19 protein-coding genes and 1 pseudogene are annotated in these 22,584 nt (G+C 47.9%); 11 read left to right on the top strand and 9 right to left on the bottom strand.

Annotation, left to right across the window (positions count from 1 at the left end):
- Positions 1-8 precede the first annotated feature (8 nt).
- From leuD to AYY16_RS00115, 5 genes are all read left to right on the top strand, one after another.
- Positions 9-611: a 3-isopropylmalate dehydratase small subunit gene (gene leuD, locus AYY16_RS00135; RefSeq protein WP_067360460.1), complete on the top strand. Its 603-nt coding sequence runs from the start codon at positions 9-11 to the stop codon at positions 609-611.
- A gap of 390 nt (positions 612-1,001) precedes the next feature.
- Positions 1,002-2,666: an HTH-type transcriptional regulator SgrR gene (sgrR, locus tag AYY16_RS00130; protein WP_067360457.1), complete on the top strand. Its 1,665-nt coding sequence runs from the start codon at positions 1,002-1,004 to the stop codon at positions 2,664-2,666.
- Between the two features lie 578 nt (positions 2,667-3,244).
- On the top strand, positions 3,245-3,931 hold the full coding sequence (mutH, locus tag AYY16_RS00125) for a DNA mismatch repair endonuclease MutH (protein ID WP_082970643.1): 687 nt from the start codon (positions 3,245-3,247) through the stop codon (positions 3,929-3,931).
- A gap of 173 nt (positions 3,932-4,104) precedes the next feature.
- Entirely contained in the window at positions 4,105-5,355 is a 1,251-nt protein-coding gene (gene agp / locus AYY16_RS00120) for a bifunctional glucose-1-phosphatase/inositol phosphatase (protein WP_067360451.1), read from the top strand.
- Between the two features lie 180 nt (positions 5,356-5,535).
- Positions 5,536-6,537, top strand: coding sequence for a RodZ family helix-turn-helix domain-containing protein (locus AYY16_RS00115; protein WP_067360448.1), 1,002 nt, complete (start codon positions 5,536-5,538; stop codon positions 6,535-6,537).
- A gap of 63 nt (positions 6,538-6,600) precedes the next feature.
- Here the strand turns inward: AYY16_RS00115 and AYY16_RS00110 are convergent, their stop codons facing one another.
- On the bottom strand, positions 6,601-6,963 hold the full coding sequence (locus AYY16_RS00110; protein ID WP_067364479.1) for a DUF6122 family protein: 363 nt from the start codon (positions 6,961-6,963) through the stop codon (positions 6,601-6,603).
- A 436-nt stretch (positions 6,964-7,399) separates the two neighbouring features.
- Between AYY16_RS00110 and AYY16_RS00105 the strand changes: the two genes are divergently transcribed.
- The 3 genes from AYY16_RS00105 (at position 7,400) to AYY16_RS00090 (ending at position 9,429) form a co-directional block, all read left to right on the top strand.
- The gene (locus AYY16_RS00105) at positions 7,400-7,939 is read left to right on the top strand and encodes a cysteine hydrolase family protein (RefSeq protein ID WP_067360445.1); all 540 of its coding nucleotides are present in this window, start codon (positions 7,400-7,402) and stop codon (positions 7,937-7,939) included.
- 608 nt (positions 7,940-8,547) lie between these two features.
- Positions 8,548-8,829, top strand: a complete 282-nt coding sequence (locus tag AYY16_RS00095) for a hypothetical protein (protein ID WP_067360439.1) — start codon at positions 8,548-8,550, stop codon at positions 8,827-8,829.
- A 9-nt stretch (positions 8,830-8,838) separates the two neighbouring features.
- Positions 8,839-9,429, top strand: coding sequence for a hypothetical protein (locus AYY16_RS00090; protein WP_067360436.1), 591 nt, complete (start codon positions 8,839-8,841; stop codon positions 9,427-9,429).
- Positions 9,430-9,777: 348 nt separating this feature from the next.
- On the opposite strand, the gene AYY16_RS00085 is transcribed toward AYY16_RS00090, so the two are convergent.
- Complete coding sequence (locus AYY16_RS00085) at positions 9,778-10,326, bottom strand: GNAT family N-acetyltransferase (protein WP_067360433.1); 549 nt, start codon at positions 10,324-10,326, stop codon at positions 9,778-9,780.
- Positions 10,327-10,488: 162 nt separating this feature from the next.
- Positions 10,489-10,983: a YbaK/EbsC family protein gene (locus AYY16_RS00080; RefSeq protein ID WP_067360430.1), complete on the bottom strand. Its 495-nt coding sequence runs from the start codon at positions 10,981-10,983 to the stop codon at positions 10,489-10,491.
- Positions 10,984-11,282: 299 nt separating this feature from the next.
- Here AYY16_RS00080 and AYY16_RS00075 point away from each other — a divergent pair, with 299 nt between their 5' ends.
- Complete coding sequence (locus AYY16_RS00075; protein WP_067360427.1) at positions 11,283-12,725, top strand: aminotransferase-like domain-containing protein; 1,443 nt, start codon at positions 11,283-11,285, stop codon at positions 12,723-12,725.
- Positions 12,726-12,745: 20 nt separating this feature from the next.
- On the opposite strand, the pseudogene AYY16_RS00070 reads toward AYY16_RS00075, so the two are convergent.
- Both AYY16_RS00070 and AYY16_RS00065 read right to left on the bottom strand, forming a co-directional pair.
- A pseudogene (locus AYY16_RS00070) lies at positions 12,746-13,949 on the bottom strand (lactate oxidase).
- A gap of 27 nt (positions 13,950-13,976) precedes the next feature.
- Positions 13,977-14,546, bottom strand: coding sequence for a YceI family protein (locus AYY16_RS00065; RefSeq protein WP_067360424.1), 570 nt, complete (start codon positions 14,544-14,546; stop codon positions 13,977-13,979).
- Between the two features lie 259 nt (positions 14,547-14,805).
- Between AYY16_RS00065 and AYY16_RS00060 the strand changes: the two genes are divergently transcribed.
- Positions 14,806-15,696, top strand: coding sequence for a pirin family protein (locus AYY16_RS00060; protein ID WP_067360421.1), 891 nt, complete (start codon positions 14,806-14,808; stop codon positions 15,694-15,696).
- 394 nt (positions 15,697-16,090) lie between these two features.
- Here AYY16_RS00060 and AYY16_RS00055 read toward each other — a convergent pair whose 3' ends face one another.
- A complete protein-coding gene (locus AYY16_RS00055) occupies positions 16,091-17,008 on the bottom strand; it encodes a LysR substrate-binding domain-containing protein (protein WP_067360419.1) in 918 nt (305 codons plus the stop codon).
- Positions 17,009-17,242: 234 nt separating this feature from the next.
- On the bottom strand, positions 17,243-18,022 hold the full coding sequence (locus AYY16_RS00050; RefSeq protein WP_067360416.1) for an acetoin reductase: 780 nt from the start codon (positions 18,020-18,022) through the stop codon (positions 17,243-17,245).
- Positions 18,023-18,336: 314 nt separating this feature from the next.
- On the opposite strand from AYY16_RS00050, the gene AYY16_RS00045 reads away from it, so the two are divergent.
- On the top strand, positions 18,337-18,969 hold the full coding sequence (locus AYY16_RS00045) for a peptidoglycan recognition protein family protein (RefSeq protein WP_067360413.1): 633 nt from the start codon (positions 18,337-18,339) through the stop codon (positions 18,967-18,969).
- Between the two features lie 70 nt (positions 18,970-19,039).
- On the opposite strand, the gene speB is transcribed toward AYY16_RS00045, so the two are convergent.
- Complete coding sequence (gene speB, locus AYY16_RS00040; RefSeq protein ID WP_067360410.1) at positions 19,040-19,975, bottom strand: agmatinase; 936 nt, start codon at positions 19,973-19,975, stop codon at positions 19,040-19,042.
- A gap of 162 nt (positions 19,976-20,137) precedes the next feature.
- Positions 20,138-22,042, bottom strand: a complete 1,905-nt coding sequence (gene speA / locus AYY16_RS00035; protein WP_067360406.1) for a biosynthetic arginine decarboxylase — start codon at positions 22,040-22,042, stop codon at positions 20,138-20,140.
- Positions 22,043-22,584: the final 542 nt, after the last annotated feature.

The following is a 22,584-nucleotide window of genomic DNA, read 5'->3' as shown; positions in this document are numbered from 1 at the left end:
AAGAAATAATGGAAAAATTTATTGTACACCAGGGTATTGTCGCCCCGCTGGATACGGCAAATGTGGATACAGATGCCATCATTCCGAAACAATTTCTGCAAAAAGTCACCCGCACCGGCTTCGGGCAGCATTTATTTAATGACTGGCGTTTTCTCGATGACGACGGACAAGTGCCAAACCCGGATTTTGTCCTTAATTTTCCGCGTTATCAGGGCGCATCGATTTTACTGGCACGAGAAAATTTCGGCTGCGGCTCCTCCCGTGAGCACGCACCGTGGGCATTAACCGACTACGGCTTCAACGTGGTGATAGCGCCAAGCTTTGCCGATATCTTTTACGGCAATTCATTTAACAACCAATTATTGCCGGTGAAATTACCTGAAGCCGCGATTAATGAGCTGTTTGCATGGGTGCAGAGCACCGACGGCGCAGAAATAACCGTTGATTTGGAAAAAGAAACTGTTTTTGCCAACGGCAACGCTTATCCGTTCTCTGTGGATACCTTCCGCCGCCACTGCATGATGAACGGACTGGACAGCATCGGGCTGACCTTGCAACACGACAATATGATTTCCCGTTTTGAATCACAGCAACCTGAGTTCTTGCGTTAATCTCCACCCTTGAACCCCTGCCATCATCCCCTTTTGTGATGGCAGCTTTTTCCTATTTAACCTGCTTTTATACCTGCCTTTATACCCCTGTAATTCAGACATAAAAAAAAACCAGCCTTGCGGCTGGCGGTTAATATATACCCGACGTCATTCAAGATGCAGGAAGGCGGCAAGGAAAGGTAGACGGGGAGCATACATCAGTATGTGACCCGGCTAGCTGAACGCAGCCAACGAACCTGTAGTTTGAATGAATAAGGGTATAACCATTACTCAAGAATGGGGAGTGAGTCAGGTATCACACTGACATCATGAGCTGCTTTAATGATAAGGAGTATGGATCTAATATAAGGAAATATAAATGGATGAAAAAATCACCGGAGTTCCCCTTTTATGAGTACACCCCGCCTGCAACATCAATTCATCCGCCTGTGGCAGCACCATCAGGGACAAAGTACTGATGTCACCCTTCAGGAACTTGCCGCGATCCTGCACTGCTCACGCCGCCATGTCCGCTCACTGCTGAACAACATGCAGAGCGCAGGCTGGCTTCACTGGCAGGCGGAAGCCGGACGGGGTAAGCGCTCACATCTCAGTTTTCTGCAAAGTGGTCGTGAATTACAGCACGCGCGCGCCGAACTGTTGATTGAGCAGGATAATATCGAAAAACTGGTTGAGATGGTCAATGATAAGGATGCCATGCGCCAAATGGTGCTGTCCCAGTTGGAGCGCAGCTTCCGGCAGGGAAAAAGTCTGCTGCGCATTGTCTATTACCGGCCATTTTATAATTTACTGCCCGGTTCTCCGCTGCGTCGCTCGGAAGTGCATCTGCTCAGCCAGATTTTTAATGGTCTGACTGCAATAAATGAGGAAAACGGGGAAGTTATTCCTGCGCTGGCGCATCACTGGCAACAAACCGGCGATAAACAATGGCGTTTCTGGCTGCGCCCCGCCGTCTTTTTTCACCACGGGCGGGAATTGCAGATGGTGGATATTATCTCCTCCTTTGAACGCCTGCGTGACCGGCATCCGCTTTTCAGCCATATCCGGACTGTCCGCTCAGATAGCCCTCATATCATTGATATCACGCTGAGTGATGAAGATCAGTGGTTTCCGGTACTCACCGGCAGCCCGCATGCGGCTATCCTGCCGCATGAGTGGCAGGAACTGCCGGATTTTGCCCGTCATCCGGTTGGTACAGGACCCTATCAGGTCGTCTGTAACAATGACAAAAAACTGACTATCCGCGCCTTTGACCATTATTACGGCTACCGCGCGCTGCTGGATGAAGTGTCTGTTATCGTCGTACCGGAACTGGAAGAGAAAATGATCTGCACCACGCTGCACATCGGCAACGACAGAACGCAGAGTGATTCCCTCGACAGCCGCATGGAAGAGGGCTGTTACTTTCTCCTTCATGACAAACGTTCAGAGAAAGGAAAACGGGAAGATATCCGCTGCTGGCTCAACAGCCTGATGACACCCGTCAACCTGCTGTATCATTGCGACCCGCTCTATCAGCGCCACTGGCGACCGGCATACGGTCTGCTGCTGCGCTGGCATCACAGCAAACTGATCGCACCCTGTGAAAAGCCGGCAGATCTCACCGAACTGACACTGACCTATTATCACGATCACCATGAATACCATGCAATCGGCAAGTTACTGCAAAAGCTGCTGGCTGAGCACGGCGTTACACTGCACATTGTTATTACGGATTACGACACCTGGTTTCACGGTAACAGCGACAGTGATTTCTGGCTTGCCACCGCAAACTTCTATAAACCGCTGGAGTTTTCCATCTTTGCCACCCTGTATGAACTTCCTCTGCTGCACCGCTGCCTGGCAGATGATTTTCGCACGCCGCTGAAACAGTGGCGTCAGAACACGCTGTCACTGGCACAGTGGTGCGAACAGATGGTAGATGAACAGATGCTTTACCCGTTGTTCCATCACTGGCTGGAATTGCAGGGGCAACGCAGTATGCGCGGTGTCAAAATGAATACCTTCGGCTGGTTTGATTTTAAATCAGCCTGGTTTATCCCGCCGGAGAGTTAATTCACAGAAAAAGGCAAAGTTATAAACACCCTTCAACAAAAAAATGGCTTTTATTCACGTTTTCTGTGGATATAGTTGTGAAGAACGCAAGGGTAATGGGGGTATAGTTTTTATTCCCCCTCTGTTGATAAAAATTCGTCATACAATCAATTTATTAAAAATCAACAAGATGATAGCTAAAAAAAAAGAGAATTATCTGAATTATTCACCCATGGTGATCTTCACAGACTCACACAGAACAAAAAGTAACCACCATCATAGTTATCCACAGATTGTGGCTTACCAATAAGCAAAAGCGCATCTCAGACGCGAAGGAGACCGGAAGTCAAGGCTGTAAATCAAACCAGTAGTACCGTGCTTTATCACTTATCCCATAAAGCTGTGGATAACTTGGTGTGTGATCCTGTACATTGTTTGAAGATGCCCGTGTACAACCTGCCATATCGGTTCTGCCCATACCGGCGAAAAATTAAAATTAATAGCTATATATCAATAAATTAGATAACATTTATTTCTCATTCATGTCCATGTATTATTTTACCGGATGCCACTGTTCAAATTTTAAGCAGCCATAAATGATGACACACGCCTTTCAGCCACCGTTCCCCCCTGACAGCGAAACCGCGCTGCTTTCCCGTGCGCGATCCCTTGCGGGCGCAACCTTTGGTGAGCTTGCCGCCATCGCAGGAATGCCGGTTCCGCCGGATTTACGTCGTGATAAAGGCTGGGTCGGGATGCTGCTGGAATACTGGCTGGGCGCGGAAGCGGGCAGTAAAGCGGAGCAGGATTTTACCCGCATCGGCGTGGAGCTGAAAACTATTCCTGTTGACGGACACGGCACGCCGCTGGAAACCACCTTTGTCTGTGTCGCACCGCTGACCGGCAACAGCGGCGTGACCTGGGCGCAGTGCCATGTGCGCCATAAGCTGTCCCGTGTATTGTGGGTGCCGGTGGAAGGTTCGCGTGATATCCCTCTGGCACAGCGCCGGGTTGGCTCACCTCTGCTCTGGTCACCATCAGAAGAAGAAGAACGTCTGTTACAGTCGGACTGGGAAGAGCTGATGGATATGATCGTGCTGGGGAAAGTGGAACAGATCACCGCCCGTCACGGACAAGTGATGCAAATCCGCCCGAAAGCGGCAAACAGCCGGGCGCTGACAGACGCCATCGGTCCGCAGGGTCAGCCGATACAAACACTGCCCCGGGGCTTTTATCTGAAGAAAAACTTTACCGCACCACTTCTTAAACGCTATTTTCAGTGTTGAATACCAGAAACCGGCATATACCCAACGTCATTCCGGATGCAGGCTGGCTTCCCTCCGCAAATAAACCTCCGGTTTGAATGAATAAGGGTATATTTGGGAGGATCAGCGCAGTAAATAGTATCCGTTTCGTTCATTATCTCTGGTTCACTAATCATTCTCCAGGAGTGTTACGGATGAAACAGACGTTACTGACTATGTCCCTTGCTGCCGCGTTACTGACGCCCGCCCTTCCCGCTTTCGCCGATACCTCAGCAGATACAATGACACTGGAACAGGTGCTGGTGATGAGCCGCCATAACCTGCGCACCCCGATTGTAAACACCGGGATACTGACTGAAATCACGGATAAAACCTGGCCTGCGTGGGATGCGCAGAGTGGCTACCTGACCACCAAAGGGGGCGCGCTGGAAGTGTATATGGGGCACTATTTCCGTGAGTGGCTGGATGAGAACAAATTACTGCCGGACACCCTGTGCCCGACAGATGAAAAAACACTGAGTGTGTACGCCAACAGCCTGCAACGCACTATCGCCACCGCACAGTTCTTTACTGCCGGGGCATTCCCGGGGTGCGCTGTCACTGTTAAGCACCAGCCGGAAATCGGCACAATGGACCCGGTATTTAACCCGATAGTGACCAATGACAGCGCTGAATTTAAAAACACGGCGCTGGCGGCAATGGAAGAACATTATAAAAGCCAGGATTTGACGCCCGGATATAATGCGCTGAATACCCTGCTCAATATTAAAAATTCTGAGCAGTGCAAAACAAATAAACTCTGCTCCCTGGCTGACGGTAAAAACAGCTTTATTATTGAAGCAGGTAAAGAGCCGGGCGTTAAAGGGCCGCTGAAAATGGCGAACTCCGCCGTAGATGCTATCGATTTACAATATTATGAAGGTTTCCCGGCAAATGATGTTGCCTGGGGTGAAATAACCACGCCTGAACAATGGAAAAAATTGAATACCCTGAAAAACGGTTATCAGGAGAGCTTATTTACGCCGCGTATTATCGCAAAAAATGTCGCACATCCGTTACTGAGCTATATTAATCAGCACTTTGCCGCTGCAACGCCGGAAAATGAAGCGAAATTTACCTTCCTTGCCGGACATGATTCCAATATTGCTTCGCTGCTCTCTGCTCTGGAATTCAAACCGTATCAGTTACCGGAACAATATGAGCACACGCCTATCGGCGGAAAACTGGTTTTCCAGCGCTGGACAGATAAACAAGATAATAAATCCTACGTTAAAATTAACTATATTTATCAATCATCTGACCAACTGCGTAATACCAGTTACCTCTCCTTAAAAACACCACCGAAAAACGTCACCCTGGAACTGAAAAATTGTCCGGTTGATAAAAATGGTTATTGCGGGTGGGAGACGTTCCAAAAAGTCATGAATGATTCACTGACACAATAAGCATTTTATTTTCATATTTCAGCCCGGTAAATTCTTACCGGGTTTTTTATTATTCCTGTCACGCTTCGGATAACACTGATAGATATCGATTCAGTAAGCCGCTAATATTCAATGGGCTAAAAATCATGTCCGTCATTACCGTAATAACACCGGGCTGAAGACAGGAATATTATAAATACGATGAAATACTTAAAAACATTACCGGCGCCCTTAATTATCATAGCGCTCGCCTTAATCAGTTCAGGTTGCAGCAAAAAAAACTATGATATTAAACCCGGTGAGAAAATTATGTATCCCTCCGGTGACGGCGTATTATTAGGTGCCTGTGAAAAATGGTCGCTGAAAGACGATCAAATAAGAAAAGCTATCTCCCTGAGCAAGCCTTATGAGGCGTTGCCTTACGGTGAATACAGTCAGACGCCGTGTAATATGAGCGGCACCGTGACCATCAACGGAAAAACCTGGGATTATTTGCTGAACGGCGGCGGGATCATCACATTAAGCATCGACGGCATGGTTCGCTACCGTGGTTGTAACACTGATGCCTGTAAGCCCTATCTGCTGCTGCCTTACCGCGGAAAATCCTTTGCGGTCAAAGACGCTGACAGTCTGGTCACAGAAGAAGAGAGCACCGACCGCAAGCAGGGCAAACTGCTCAGCCGACAGAATGTCGCGCATAAACAGACCGATCCTGCCATGGTTTCCGGTTCACCGAACGATGGCACCATAATTAATGAAAACGGTCCGCTGTTAACCGGCAAAGAAGTGAGTGCGGAACAGCCACCACGCCAGCCGGTAGGTGGACAAATGCGTAAACCGGAAACTCAGGCAGTACCGGCACAAAACGGCGCTAACGGACAGAAAGCTCCGTTAGGACGGCGCACCGCACCGCAAAATGCACCGGTTTATACGGATATGCAGAAAGCACCGGCTGACAGCGGGCGTATTTCGTCAGCACAAAAACCGGCCAATAACGGGCGCATTCCCTCTGTGCCGTCAGATGTATCCTCCGGCAAAAATCCATCCATGCCATCAGTGGATATCGGAAAACCCACTATTTCGGCACCGGAAGTCGGTATTTCTGTTCCGGTAACATCAGCGCCGAGTATTGATGTCAAAGCGCCGTCAGTCAGCCTGCCTGGTGCCGATATTTCGGTTCCGGTACTGAATAACCCGTTCTGATTATTTTATAAAAAAATGAAACACTCTCTGCCCTTTTATTATCATCAATAAAAGGGCAGATTTCTATGATAAGCCCGCGAACGCCGCGCCCTGCTTCAGACTTCCCAGATAACAATCCATTCCGTCTGTGAATAAATGAAATAAACAACCGACCGCCACCGCGCGGAGTTTCCACGACGGCATCACCAGCAGGAATAAATAGACAGCCGCTGCCCATACCGTATGCAGCGGATGAAAACCCACACTGCATCTGTCGGGGTCAAAAACCGGATCGGCCAGCAAATGATCCGCATCCATAATCATGGTCGCGATCATAATACACGCGGCTGCTTTCCAGTGCTGTCGCCAGAACAACCGGGCGAATAAAACCGGCACCAGAAAATGAAAGCCGTAATGCAGGATATTCCTGAATATCTCAAATACCACAATAACCCCGCTTATATCCTTGTTTGTATTGATTAAGACCTGAACTGACAGATTTCGCAGGTAGGACATAACTAAACCTGAGAGGTTGGTTTGAGTGATGAGCGGAAATTAGTTTAACATTCTTAGCATAGCCAGTATGCAGCAGCTAAGGTCATTCTTCCTTCAGGCAAAATATTTGTTGAAACCGGTATTTGATCAGTGCTACAACAAAAAGGTAGTTTTTTATGATTCCAGCTCCTGATACTAAATAAATACGAGAAGGTCAGAAAATGATTAAGTCAGTTTGGTCAGCAACTACAGTCACCACCACCACCGGAAAATTCAGCGGTGTGGGTGTATCTGTAACTGGCTCCTGACAAAACAGATTCGGACTCCCCGCTAAACCAAACGGGGAAGAAAATCTCTCCGTTCATAACACTCTGAATGGAGACACATCATGCTTTTATCTAAACATGCACTTTTAATTATCGATATGCAGCAAGGGCTTTTTCATGGCCCGGTTTCCCCATATTCCGCAACCCAGGTTCTGTCAAATATTTGTCTGCTGATTGAAAAAGCCCGACAGGCTCAGGTACCTGTTTTTTTTGCCCGACACACAGGCCCCGACGATTCCCCTTTCTCAGAGCAAAGTCCGCTAACACAACTGATACGCGAAATGAACGTTAACGCTGAGCGGGATATCGTGTTCGTTAAAAAGTACCCCAGCTGTTTCCGGGATACCGATCTGCAGCGTCAGCTTAGCCAGAGAGGCGTTAAAGAGCTGGTTATTGCCGGTATGAAAACAGAATTCTGTGTGGATACTACCTGCCGCGCAGCACCGGAACTGGGATTCAGGACGATGCTGATTTCAGATGCGCATACAACAATGGATAACGAACATTTGTCAGCGAGTGAAATCATCGGTCATCACAACGTTACGCTGGCCGGACCGTTTGTGGCTCTCGCAACCGCAGCTGACTGGAGTTTTTCATTCTGAGAAATGAGTCTGAATACAGAGCCGCCTCATGGCGGCTAAAATGTTCAACGTCAGCTTCCGGCACTTAGGCATCGACTGACGAGTCACAGAGTCTGCTATGAGTGAAAAGCCGACTCAAGTACCAGCTTCAGCTATTGTGGCTTACGAAATTGTGCTTAAGGTGAGACGCAAGTTTGATATCGCCGTTTACAAAAGATGAGTTAATGAAAGCGTTTCTGTATATGGAAAACCTTTAGAAGCGACTGCTTTAATTGAAATAATGAATTACTTTCAATTAGATAAGGAGAGAAATGAGATTTTTAGAGTGGGGGGTGCCCCAACAAACGTTGGGGCAATAATTCTTGCGCTTTATGTCTTAGATCTGGCACTGCACGAGTCAGGAGAAGAACATCAGACTAGCTACGCTGAAAAGACTAAACCAATGTGGTTTCGATTGCAATCGAAATTCAGACTTTTTTATAGTATAAAGGGTCGACCAAACATTTAATAATTTAATACATTAAATATGCCTAAAAGTTTTGATTTTACGGACATAAAAAAAGCTCATTTCATCAGCCAGACTAACCAGCTATCAATCAGCGTTCAAGGTAAGTGATAATGCAGAACTTTTGGGTATCTACAACTGGAACCTTGAGCTTGCAGGCGCACTGAACAGTTTACTTCAACTTGTTGAGGTCGCTCTACGTAATGCTATCAATGAGGCTGGCAAGAGAAATATAGCCACCGCCGCAGGTGAACACTGGTTTGAAAAGGTTCCGTCCAATCTTATAGAGGATGACAGAGGGGCATTATTAGCTGATGGTTCCAAGCCAATGATCATTGCGTCTCAAACGACAGACTTTAAAGCAGGTCTAGCTAAAGCAAAAAAAAAGTGCTCAAAAAAATCCTGAAGAAAAAAGTTGGGTGAAACGACGACTGCAGTTCCTACACTGGATCAGATCATTTCTCAAACAGATTTCAGCGCATGGGAGTATATCCTTGATAAAAGTTTTTATGATGGTGATGCAACCAAAAATTTCCTGTGGCCAAGAGGGTTTTTAACTGCTTTTAAAAAGCTTCCAACTGTAACAGGGAAAAACAAGCAATTTCAACAGCGTGATATTATTCGCCGCAGAATTGAAACAGTACGAATGCTGAGAAACCGTGTGGCCCATAATGAGCCGATTTGGAAGGATGCAGATAGTGATGATATTGCAGATATCCTTCAAAAACTTCAAGATAAGATTAATGATGTTTTAGAACTGACATTTTGGATATCCCCTGCATTGAATACCTTTATAAAAAATAGTTCGGTAAAATACCGTCTTGACATGATGCTTTGTGAACATGAAATAAAGAATGCATTGTATAAAAATGTCGCATTAGATATATCAGACATCGATTCTCTGAATCAAACACTTACGGATAGCAAAAGCAGTACAACAAGAGTGCTGATAAAAAGCAACGGAATGGATGGGATTTTATTTTCTAAAAAAAACAGATTCAATTAAGAAGAATAGTCCTATGTCTTCCAGCTACTGGGGTACGGAGGTTCCTGCTGAAGGGCGAGAGCCTTATTCTTCACTTTTTGCTATACCTGACTGATCGGACTAAATAGCTGGGTAGTGCACGTATCGACAATTTGCAGACACAAAAAAAATACTTTATCGGGTTTTGCTTGCACTCTATAAATTAACATATCGAAACGTAAGCAACGTCCGCTCCTGGCACAAAGCTGTCTGTCAGATTAGATTTGGCGTCACGTCACGGCTGTGTCAGGTCAAATCAGAAGTGACTCATCAATCTCAGATACAAAAAAACCCGCCAAAAGCGGGTTCAGTCCGTTGATTTCCGGCAGATCAGCGTGTTTCACACACCAGCCAGTAATAATGGTTATTATTGAATTCAAATTCATCCAGCACCGTCAGCCCCAGTTTCCGGGTGTGTGCCGCATAAGAGCGCGGGTTTACTTTATTAATAAATGTCACAAGGATATCAAAACGCCGCGACATTTTTTCCAGCGCATAGGCAAATAAGCCTTCCAGAACCCCTTTTCCGCGCACCGTCGCATCAATACAGACCGGGCCGTACTGATAGGAATTTTCCATGCTGAGGGTCTGTTCTGCGAATGAATGATCGCCGAGTTTATCAATCATGTGAGCAAATAACGGCCAGGGTGACCAGTACTGCCAGGATGCCGCCATCACGAATGCCACGACATTGCCGTCCTGTTTTGCGATGAATAATCCCTGCTCATTTTCAATTAAATCAGCCATTTGTTCATCGCTCATCTGTGTGGTAACAAATCCGTCCGGTTTATCTTCCGCACTGATCGTGGTCAGATGATAACGTGTCAGCAATGCTTTTACCTGATCCATATCCGCCAATGTGGCTGTGCAATATTCCATCTTTATTCTCCATTCTCCGCTTTTTTATTTTATACCCTTATTCATTCAAACTACAGGTTCGTTGGCGCAGGGAAGCCAGCCGGGTCACATACTTGTGTATGCTCCCCGTCTGTCTTCCCTTGCCGCCTTCCTGTATCTTGAATGACGTTGGGTATATATTATTTATTCACCATCGGGTGAAACCGCAATATCCGCAATGCGATCAGCTCCTATCACACTGAAATAATCCTCTGCTGCCAGAGACATTGAGCGTACCAGTTCCCCGGCATTGAAATACACCCGTCCTGCGCCGGTCAGGCGTTTATCAACATACAGTGTCAGCGCCTCACTGAAACTGAACGGCGGCACCGCCCCCATCTGACACCCGGTCAGCGCCTGCGCTTTCTCCGGTGGTGCAAAGGATGATTTTTTACCCCCCGCCAGCCGCGCGACATTTTTGAAATTGACTTTACAGTCTCCCGGCACAATCGCCAGCACATAAACCGGATCCTGAGAAGGTATCGTCACTTCCAGCACCATTGCCTTGGCGGCCTGACTCAGTTTATTTCCCCGGATGGTACTTATCGCCTCTGAGCGCCCTTCTGCCGGATGCTCAATCACGTCAAAAGGAACCTGATGTGTATTTAATAAATGCGTGATTTTGTCAAATGTTGTCATATATACCCAACGTCATTAAAGTTGCAGGAAGGCGGCAAGGGAAGCCAGCGAACCTGCGGTTTGAGTGAATAAGGGTATATACCCAACGTCATTCAGGATGCAGGCAGGCGGCAAGCTCCGACCGCCGGGGAGCATACATTAGTATGTGACCCGGCGGGCTGAGTGCGGCCAACGAACCTGCGGTTTGAATGAATAAGGGTATAAACCTCACAGTAAGCCGGATAATGCCTTGATTCATAATTTACTCTCAGCATACTCTTACTGATACACACAGAACCCTGAAGAATGAGGCAGAACAGATGGCGTCCCTTCCCCGCTACCGGCAGATAACAGAACAGATAAAACGGGCGGTTCAGGAAGGTGTTCTGCCGCCTGATACCCGGCTGCCGTCTGTCAGAACACTGGCAACGCAACACAATGTCAGCCTGACCACCGCTCTGAAAGCCCTGCGCACACTGGAGGATGAACATGTCGCGGTTGCCAGGCCGAAGTCCGGTTTTTTTGTCGCGCCAACTCTGCCTCTGTCACGCGAACCGGTAAAATCAGAAACGCCGCCTGCTGACTTTGCACAGCTGGATGAACAGACAGAACTGCATATGTCGATGGTCGGTGAAGCCTGCCGTGTCCCGCTGGATCTGGCGAACGGCAGGCGGGAGCTGTATCCGGTGAGAAAATTGAGCCAGATTATGCGCCAGCTCAGCTACAGCAAGCCCTTTCTGCTGGGTGATTGTGTAAAAGGAACCGGTTACCCGCCGCTGAAAGAGGAAATCGCCCGGCGGGCGGTCAGTTACGGCTGCAACATTACCCCTGACACTCTGCTTATCACCAACGGCTGTATTGAGGCGCTCTCCCTCGCACTGCGCGCAACCCTTGAGCCCGGTGATGCTGTTGCCGTGGAGTCTCCCTGCTATTTCGTCCTGTTACAGATGCTGCGCAATCTTGATCTCCGGCTGACCGAAGTGGACGCCTGCCCCGAAGGATATGTGGATTGCGACAAACTCACATCCCTCTTCCGCCGCAAAGCCGTAAAAGCATTTGTCACCCTGGCAAATGTGAATAATCCGCTGGGTAAAACGATCCCTGATGAAATCAAAGCGGACATCACCCGACAGGCAGATGAAAACGGGATTATCATCATTGAGGATGATACTTTCGGTGATGCGGCATTTGGTGAGCAGCGCCCGTTTCCGATGCGGGCATTCAGCCGCAATGTGATCCTATGCAGCGGATTTTCCAAAACCATCGCACCCGGCGTGCGGATAGGCTGGGTTCACAGCCTGCACTACATGCGGAAAATCACCTCGCTGAAATACACCTCATCAATGGGCTCTCAGGTTCTGCCGCAGGCCGCCATCAGCGAGTTGCTGAGCAACGGCGGCTATGATGCACATCTGCGCCGCCTGCGCCGGGAACTGGCAGTACAGATACAAAAAATCCGCAACCTTGTGCTGCGGACGTTTCCACCGGGCACGACGGTAACAACGCCGGAAGGCGGTTATGTTCTGTGGGTGACAATGCCGGAAGGCAGCCTGAATGTCCGGACACTGTTTCTCAACGCGCGGGCTGAAGGGATAGGCATTGCACCCGGTCATATTTTTGCGACGGACAGCCGCTACGACCTCTGTTTCCGGCTAAATGCGGGGTTCGGCTGTGATACTGAAGTGGAAACCGCCATCAGGCAACTGGCGCAATGGTGCCGGGGATCGTTACCGGCACAGAAAAGCCCGCCGGTGGCGGGCTGACAGTAAATACGACATAGAAATTACTGCAAATCACTGTCCGTATACAATCTAGTCTGTTTAACCGCATTGATATCTTTCGCGCCACCCAGCATCATATTGATACGCAGTTCTTTATTCAGTTGCTGAATAACTGAATTTACACCCTGCGCGCCGCCCAGATTCAGACCATAGAGAACAGGACGCCCTACTGCCACAATATCCGCCCCTGACGCTAATGCTTTGAAAACATGCGAGCCACGGCGCACGCCACTGTCAAACACCACAGGTACACGTTTATTAACCGTTTTTGCAATCGCCGGCAGCACATCAAAGGATGCCGGACCGCTGTCCAACTGACGTCCGCCGTGGTTAGATACCCAAATAGCATCAGCGCCTGCTTCAATTACACGATCAGCATCTTCAGGAGATTGAATGCCTTTTACAATCACCGGTAAACCGGACATTTTTTTCACATATTGAATATCAGACGGTGTAAAAGCTTGTTTTGCCTGCGCATAAATCTCACTAATCCCGGCACCTTTTCCGGTTTTAGCACCATCATTATTCTGTTTGGCGAACAACTCAAGGTTTGCAAACCCTAACGGAAACTGGAAATTGTTGCGTAAATCATCTTCACGCCAGCCACCGACCGGAGAATCAACTGTCAGGATAATGGCTTTGGCACCGCTCTCTTTTGCCCGTTTCAGGGTAAATTCATTAAATGCATCATTCTTACTCATATAAAGCTGAAAAAAGAACGGATGCCCGTCTGATACCGCCGCAACCTCTTCAATGGTTTTATTACCGTAGGTGCTAAGTGTGAAAATAGATCCTGCTTTCGCCATCCCTTTTGCTGTCGCTATTTCCCCGTCACGGTGTGCTAATCCCTGAGCTGCCATCGGTGCCTGAATAACCGGGGTGTCCAGCGGAATACCTAAAAATGAAGTGGTAATATTGATGTCTTTTAATTCTATTCCCTGCATAACCCGGGGCATTATATATTTACGATCAAAGCTGGCGGTATTATCCCGCATATTTTTTTTCATCTTCTGCACCGCCGCGTATATAGCCAAAAGCGCCTTTATCCATATTGGCTTTCACCTGTGATTCCAGGTCATTCAGGTTCACTATTTTTAACGGACCTTCTTTGATACTGGCTTTATATTCTGCCGCATATGCGGTGGTCAGCGTCATCGCCAATCCTAAAACGGTGGCGGTAAACAGACCTGCTTTTACTTTTTTCATTGAATAATCCTCTGATCCTTTACGCTTTTATTTTTTAACCGCTTCAGCCTGAATGTTCAGTTTCACAGAAGCAGACATTCCTTCTTTTACAAGGTAATTAACATCCCACTGAGTCCGGTCAATCGTGGTTTCAAAATCACCACCACATACATCGGCTTTGAGTACCGGGCTGAAATAACAACCAAATTTTGTGGTCTGTAATGTCACCGGATGTGTTTTACCTTTCATGGTTAATTCACCATCAACAGAAACCACCTTGTTATCTTTAAAATTCCATTTGGTGGATTTAAAGGTAATAGCCGGATATTTTTTCGCATCAAGAATATCTGCACTCTGAATATGGTTATCAAATGCTGTAAGACCTGTATTTAATGCAGAAACAGGGATGGATACATTAATACTGCCGCGCTGTTTTTCAGGTGAATATGACATATCACCGGTGATTTCATAAAAACCACCACTGTTAGTTGAGGTATTAAAGTGATCGATATAAAACACAGCTTTGGTGTGTGCCGGATCTAACTGATAATCAGCCGCCTGTGCGGCATTAAATAAAAACAGTGATGCAAAGAGTGATGTAAAGAGTGATAAACCAATTTTTTTTCATTATTCATTCCTGACTTATTTACCGGCAATGGCAGCAACGCATTATGCGCAGTGCCTGCATGGGATAAATAATACGGATCTGTTCACCCTGGCAGTAGAGCGGATATTGATAAACACTGTTCTGAAAACAGGATAATCCGAATGCCCGGCACTGTTCTGTTTGTGCAACAGTGAAACCCGGATTCGTGACTACTCACTCATAATCTCCACCCCTATTATTAATCCATACATAATTATCGGGAGATAAATCATGAGAAATATTATTGGTACATACCGCGCACCAAAAGGTCACTGGGTCGGGGATGGCTTTCCTGTCAGCCAGATGTTTTCCTACAGTAATCACGGGAAACACCTGAATCCCTTTTTACTGCTCGACCGCGCGGGACCGGCGGATTTTCCGTCTTCACAAGGTGCAAACCGCGGCGTTGGCGAGCATCCGCACAGAGGGTTTGAAACCGTCACTATTGTCTATGACGGCGGCGTGGCACATCACGATTCCACCGGAAAAGGTGGCGTGATAGGTCCCGGTGATGTGCAGTGGATGACGGCCGCGTCCGGGATCCTGCATCAGGAATACCATTCTGATCGTTTTATGCAGGAAGGCGGAACACTGGATATGGTGCAGTTGTGGGTAAATCTGCCTGCGGCGGCGAAATCATCCGCGCCCGGGTATCAGTTACTGGAAAACAGCACGATCCCGACTGTCAATCTGCCGAATGATGCAGGGACTCTGCGGGTGATAGCCGGTGATTACGCCGGACAGCACGGACCGGCGCGAACCTTTACGGAAATGGATGTGTGGGATCTGCGCCTGCGTGCCGGGAAAACACTCGGACTGGTTGCCAAAGCAAACCGCAACGCCGGACTTATTGTTCTGCACGGCAGCATTTATGTTGACAGTCGCGCCCCGCTGAATGCCGGTGAACTGATGATCCTGGACGGGACAGACACAACTCTTTTACTCGACGCCACGGAAGATGCGGTCGTGCTGTTCCTCAGTGGCGAGCCGATTGATGAGCCGGTTGTCGGTTACGGGCCGTTCGTGATGAACAGCGAACAGGAAATCCGCGATGCAGTTGATGATTTTAATAACGGCAGTTTCGGGAAAATACCTGCCGCCCTGCTGCATAATACAAATTAGGCAAATGAGGCAAATAGCCTGGCTATTCTACTCAATTAGTGAGGCGAATAGCCGGGTTATTCGCCTCATGTCCGGTAAAACCATATCTGCGCACCGGTCTGACCTGCTCTCTTGCAATATGTCTGCTGAGTAATCTCTGACGGCTTGATGTCCACCGGGGAGTAAGATATAGTCGGGCAGAGCAGTATTTCTGTTCAGGAGCCGGTATACGCCCCCGGCTCTGAAAATATGAAGTATTTCGTCAGAGATACGGGTTCGTGCAGGCACCGTGATGATGGTCCGGACTATAAGAGCAAAGTAATCATCAGGAGAATGGCAGCGACATTCCCCAACAGACAAGTTGTAAAAATCCCTGATCTCAAAAGTCACTTTATTGTGACTTTTTTATTGGCCATCACTCACCCGAAAACGGCTCAGTCTGCGGGATCCGTTCTGCCAGATAATTGAGCAGCGCCTGAACGGCGGGTAACAGCCCTTTTCGTGACGGGAAAACGGCGTGAATAATATCTTCCGGGAAATGCCAGTCCGGCAACACCCGAAGCAATTTACCTGCCGCCAGGTCATTGATAACCACACCTTCGGGCAGCCGGGCAATTCCCAGCCCTTTCAGGGCGGCGCGGTGCAGTGTCATTACATCCGTTGTGGCAAGCCGCGCGGTCAGGTGCTTAGTGACACTTCCGCCAGATTTATCAGTCAGTGTCAGAGGATAATTGTGTTTCTGTTCGCTGTTGGCGAGGACAGGAAAACCGGCCAGTTCATCGGGATGCACGGGAGCGGCTTTACCGGCAAACAACAGCGGGGATGCCACCAGCACACGGCGTGAATAGCCGAGCACTTTCATGGTCAGTCCTGAATCATCCAGCGGTAATGAGCGCACCCGCAGTGCCAGATCAAACCCTTCACTGATGACATCCACCGGGCGGTTAACCGCCAGGATTTGTATATCAATATCCGGATACTGAACCATAAAATCAGTTAGTAAATCATGGACATAAACTTGCAGCAAAGCCACCGGACAAGCTATTTTCAGGCTGCCGCGCGGGTGACTCTGTGCCGAACAGATAATCTCCTGTGCAATCTCCGCCTCATCAACCACATTTTTACATTGCTGATAAAATAACTGACCAATTTCAGTCACATGAAATTGCCGCGTGGAGCGATAAATCAATGAAATATTGAGTTTTTGCTCCAAATCTGCAATCCGGCGGCTCAATTTGGATTTCGGGATCCCCAGTGCCAGCCCGGCTTGTGAGAAGCCACCGTGCTCCACCACTTTCACATAATAATAAAGGTCGTTCAGATCGTATTTCATCCTGCTCCGCCGTATTGTCTGTTTGTCTCTTAGTATATACCCAACACTATTCAGAATGCAGGCAGGCGGCAAGCTCCAACCGCCGGGGAGCATACATCAGTATGTGACCCGGCTGGCTGAGTGCCGCCAACGAACCTGTAGTTTGAATGAATAAGGGTATATAAAAAAATCCGCTCTATCTTATGACAGAGCGGACCCGATTATCAGTGTAACTGACTAATGTGACGATGTTACCTAGCGGTAAACAATACCACCGTCGGTCAAAATAGCCTGACCGGTGATGTAATCTGAATCATCGCTTGCCAGGAACGATACCAGCGCTGCGACATCATCAGGGGTTTGAGCGCGACCAAGTGCTATCCCATCGACATATTTTTTGTAGGTTTCCCCTTTCGGCGCACCGGTAATCTCAGAGAAACGTTCATCTATTTCAACCCACATATCCGTACCGACAATCCCCGGACAGTAAGCATTCACAGTAATACCGCTGCTGGCAAACTCTTTTGCCGCTGCCTGAGTCAATGCACGCACGGCAAATTTTGTGGCTGAATACACGCCAAGCAAGGCGAAACCATCATGCCCTGCGATAGATGAGGCGTTAATGATTTTCCCTTTCTGTCCGCGTGCTTTGAATTTTGCCGCCGCCGCCTGGATGCCCCACATAGTGCCGTCAACGTTGATGCGGAAAATGCGCTCCATATCTTCAGGCCGCACATCTTCAATTGCTTTCACCTGGGCAATACCGGCATTATTTACCATGACATCAAAACCGCCCAGTGCTTTTTCAGCCTTTTCCACCACAGCAAAAACCTGATCACGCTGACTGATATCCGCGATTAATGTGACGGCTTTACGTCCCAGCGCTTCCACTTCTTTTTTAACCTTTGCCAGACTTTCTTCTTTCAGGTCAACCAGGGCAATATCTGCACCCTCTTTTGCCAACCGTAATGCAATACCACGACCAATTCCCTGTGCAGCGCCGGTGACCAGAACCGCTTTACCCGTTAGTGACATTGTGTGCTCCTATGTGAGTGAGGTATTTCGTTATGATATTAATAATTATTAACCATACGCGTTTCTTTATAGGTTGCAAGCGTCGGAGCACATAAGGCTCATAATAAAACCTAGAAATTCCACTTAATATTATCTATTCATTCTGTATTTAATTCATCATCAAAAAAAAATGACATTCATCATAATTAATAATGCATATTTAAATAATAAAATAATTATACTTGAATAAATATATACCCAACGTCATTCAGGATGCAGCCAACGAACCTGCTGTTTGAATGAATAAGGGTATAGATAAATAAGGAGAAACAAACATGCATTTATTATCCCCGTCAGAAAGTAATAAAAAGGAAACTGACTTATTACCACCGATTCCACCCTCTTCTGACATTATAATTAAAAAAGAAATTATCACTAATCTTGAAAAAGGTAATATGCCGGTAGTCCACGCCATTATTCTCCACCGTACCGATGGTTATTCGCTGTCTGCGGCTATTAATTCATTCCGGCAATCCGGTATCGGAACCCACTTTATTATTGATAAAGACGGCACAATAAAACAGACTGCAAATACCAATAAATACGCTTACCATATCGGGAAAATTCGTGCCCGTTGTATGGAAGAAGGAACATGCAGTGCAGAAGAAGCAAAAAAAATAAAAGGGTTTGGCTGGGCACCGACTAAAATCCATAATAATGAAAAGGTGAAAAAATACCCTGCTCGTTATCCGCTTAATACTGACAGCCTGGGTATTGAAGTTGTCGCTAAATATAATGCCACTACAAAAACATGGGACCCGGCAACACCACAACAAAAAACAGCCATTAATTACCTGGTAAAAGAATTACAGGCAACATTTAATCTGACAGATAAAGATATTTTTGAACACGACAAAATTTCGTATAAAACGGCCGGAGAAGGGGCGGGGCTTTATGTCGCCGGTTAATTTATCCGGCAACAAAAAGACCCGCAATTAACATGCAGGTCTTTTTATTATTTACTATTTAATCTACCGTTTATTTACCGGTTGCGCCTTTTTTGGCGGCCTGTAAATACAGCATTTCCAGTGCGATAGTTGCACCTGCCAGCGCCGTAATGTCTGACTGGTCATACGCCGGAGCAACTTCCACCAAATCCATCCCGACAATATTGAGCGGCTGTAATCCACGCAACAGTTTCAGGGCGCGATCGGTGGTCAGTCCGCCGATAACCGGTGTCCCGGTACCGGGCGCAAAAGCCGGGTCCAGACAGTCGATATCAAACGTCAGATACACCGGCATATCGCCGACAATAGATTTCACCTGTGCAATAACATCATCCACAGTACGGTCATTAACCTGTGCTGCATCAATCACAGTGAAACCATTGTCGGTTTCATGCTCGGTACGGATACCAATCTGCACAGAGTGCGCCGGGTCAATCAGCCCTTCATTCGGTGCATGATAAAACATGGTGCCGTGGTCAAACTTGCTGCCGTTACCGTAAGTGTCGGTATGTGCATCAAAATGCACCAGTGCCATTTTACCGAAATGCTTTGCATGAGCACGCAGCAGCGGCAGCGTCACAAAATGATCGCCCCCGAAAGAGAGACATTTTTTGCCGGATGCCAATACTTTTTCAGTATGTGCCTGCAATTTTTCGCTCATATCCTGCGCATCACCGAATGCAAAGACCAGGTCGCCGCAATCCACCACATTCAGACGCTCACGCATATCAAACGTCCACGGCCAGCGGTTACCTTCCCATGCCAGATTGGTTGAGATCTGGCGGATAGCGGAAGGTCCCTGGCGGGCGCCTGCGCGTCCGGAGGTTGCCATATCAAACGGAACCCCGGTTATCACCCAGTCTGCATCACTGGTATACGGCTGAAAATTCAGTGGCAGACGAAGAAAACCAAACGCATTAGAGACTAATGAATTATCAGTCTGATTACCTAATGTGCTGTTTATCATAATACTTCCTTATTCACGTTTACCCTTATTCATTCAAACTACAGGTGTGTTGGCTGCGCTCAGCTCGCCGGGTCACATACTTATGTATGCTCCCCGTCAATCTGAGCTTGCCGCCTTCCTGCATCTTGAATGATGTTGGGTATATAATAATGAAAAATAGATTTATTCATCTTCCAGATACGTATATCCGTAAAGACCACTTTCGAACTCTTCCGTAAAGGCCTGCTGTTCCGCTTCATCCAGATCAGAGACTTTCACCTGATCCCGGAAACGTTCCAGCAAAATCTTCGGATCCAGTTTCACATACTGAAGCATATCGGCGACCGTATCACCCGCTTCACTCTCCAGATAGCGGATCTGCCCGGTTTCACCGACATACACATCCAGCGCGGCGGTATCACCAAACAGGTTATGCATATTGCCGAGAATTTCCTGGTAAGCACCGATCATAAAGAAGCCCAGCAGCGGGGGATTTTCCGGGTCATAAGACGGCATCGGCATGGTTGTTGCGACACCATCACCATCCACATAATGATCAATAATACCGTCTGAATCACAGGTAATATCCAGCAGTACCGCACGGCGATCCAATGGCTTATCCAGTCCTTCAATCGGCAGCACAGGAAATAACTGATCGATTCCCCACGCATCCGGCAGCGACTGAAACAGCGAGAAATTCACATAGAATTTATCTGCCATGCGCTCCTGAAGTTCATCGATAATCGGGCGGTGCGCACGGTTGCTCGGGTCGAGATCCTGCTGGATGCGGCGACAGATATTCAGGTATAACCCTTCCGCCCAGGCGCGTTCTGTCAGGGAAAGCATTCCCTGCGCGTATTGGGTGTGGATATCATGCAGGTCAAGCTGGCTGTCATGCAGCCATTCACGCAGTGAGCGGGCATTGCCTTTGGTCTGCATCTCTTCCCAGGTTTCCCACAGGCTGGCAACCGGACGCGGTGCATCCTCTGCCGGTGGCGGCGCAAGCGGAAACTCATTGCGTTCCACCCCGATAACATTGGACACCAATACAGTGTGATGCGCGGTCAGGGCGCGCCCTGATTCGGTAATCACCGTCGGATGCGGTAATCCGTGCTCTTCGCAGGCATCACCAATTGCCCAGATAACATTATTGGCATATTCATTCAGCCCGTAATTGACTGAGCAGTCAGACTGCGAGCGGGTGCCTTCATAATCCACACCCAGACCACCGCCGACATCAAAGCACTGAATATTGACCCCTAATTTATGCAGTTCCACATAAAAACGGGCGGATTCACGCACGCCTGTCGCGATATCACGGATATTCGCCATCTGTGAACCAAGGTGGAAATGCAGCAATTGCAGGCTGTCCAGGCTGTCTGCCTGACGGAGCATTTCGATCAGTTGCAGCACCTGAGTCGCTGCCAGACCGAACTTGGATTTTTCACCGCCGCTCGCCTGCCATTTACCGGAGCCCTGAGATGCCAGACGTGCGCGCACACCCAGGCGCGGCACAACATCGAGGCTTTTCGCCTCCTGCAACACCACGGCTATTTCTGACATTTTCTCAATAACGAGATACATTTTATGACCGAGTTTCTCACCCATCAGTGCCAGGCGGATATATTCACGGTCTTTATAGCCGTTACAGACAATCACGCTGCGGGTCATTCCGGCGTGAGCCAGTACCGCCATCAGTTCCGCTTTGGAACCGGCTTCCAGCCCCAGCGGCTCCCCGGCATTTACCAGGGTTTCAATCACGCGGCGCTGCTGATTTACCTTAATCGGGTAAACCAGGAAATAATCACCCTTGTAACCGTAGGATTCACGGGCGCGTTTAAATGCGGCATTAATCGAACGCAGACGATGTTGCAAAATCTGCGGAAAGCAGAACAGTGCCGGTAAACGGATGTGTTCACGTTCTTTCTGTACTTTACTGACCAGCTCTGCCAGGTCGATTTTCGCCTGCGGCATATCCGGATTCGGGCAAACGGTGACATGACCCAGGTCATTAACACCATAATAGCTGCCGCCCCAGTACTCAATATTATAAGTCTGCTGCATCTTCAGCGCGATATTATCATTCATTGGTCATCTCCTGATTCTGGAGTGAAACTTACCTGTATGGCTGACATAAGCCTATCCCCCTTCACCGTGGGATAAATCTGTCCTGTTGACAAGTAAAAATTCAAAATGGATTACATCATCCGGCAAAACCGGACACAGATTTACGGGTTCAGCGGGATGACCCGCCCCGCCTGCTTGTATTATCCGGTCTGCCCGAATGAAGCAGATACGAATAACCCCGCGCAGAAAACGCGTCAGCCGGAAAAGAAGACAGTACAGGAAAAGAAGAAGTGGAAAACGACGCGGACACATGCATTGCCGCACGTGGCTGTTGAACGTCAACAAGCAGCAGATAATGGTTTATCAACCCATTTACCCCCACACAGAGTTACTCGCTGTAACCCCCGCCAGAATCACACAGAAAACCGGAGTTTCTGCCATTTATAACCGCAGGAAAACTGACAGCTATTGGGCGCAGTTTATACCGTTAATGACACAAAAATGCAAAATCAAAATGATAAACAGGTGTAAAAAAAATAATACACACCGGTAATGCATTCTGA

Source organism: Morganella psychrotolerans, assembly GCF_001676155.1.
In the GTDB taxonomy this organism is placed as follows: Bacteria; Pseudomonadota; Gammaproteobacteria; order Enterobacterales; family Enterobacteriaceae; genus Morganella; species Morganella psychrotolerans.
The sequence above is the reverse complement of the archived record's forward strand: the minus strand, read 5'-3'. Positions and strand labels throughout refer to the sequence as shown.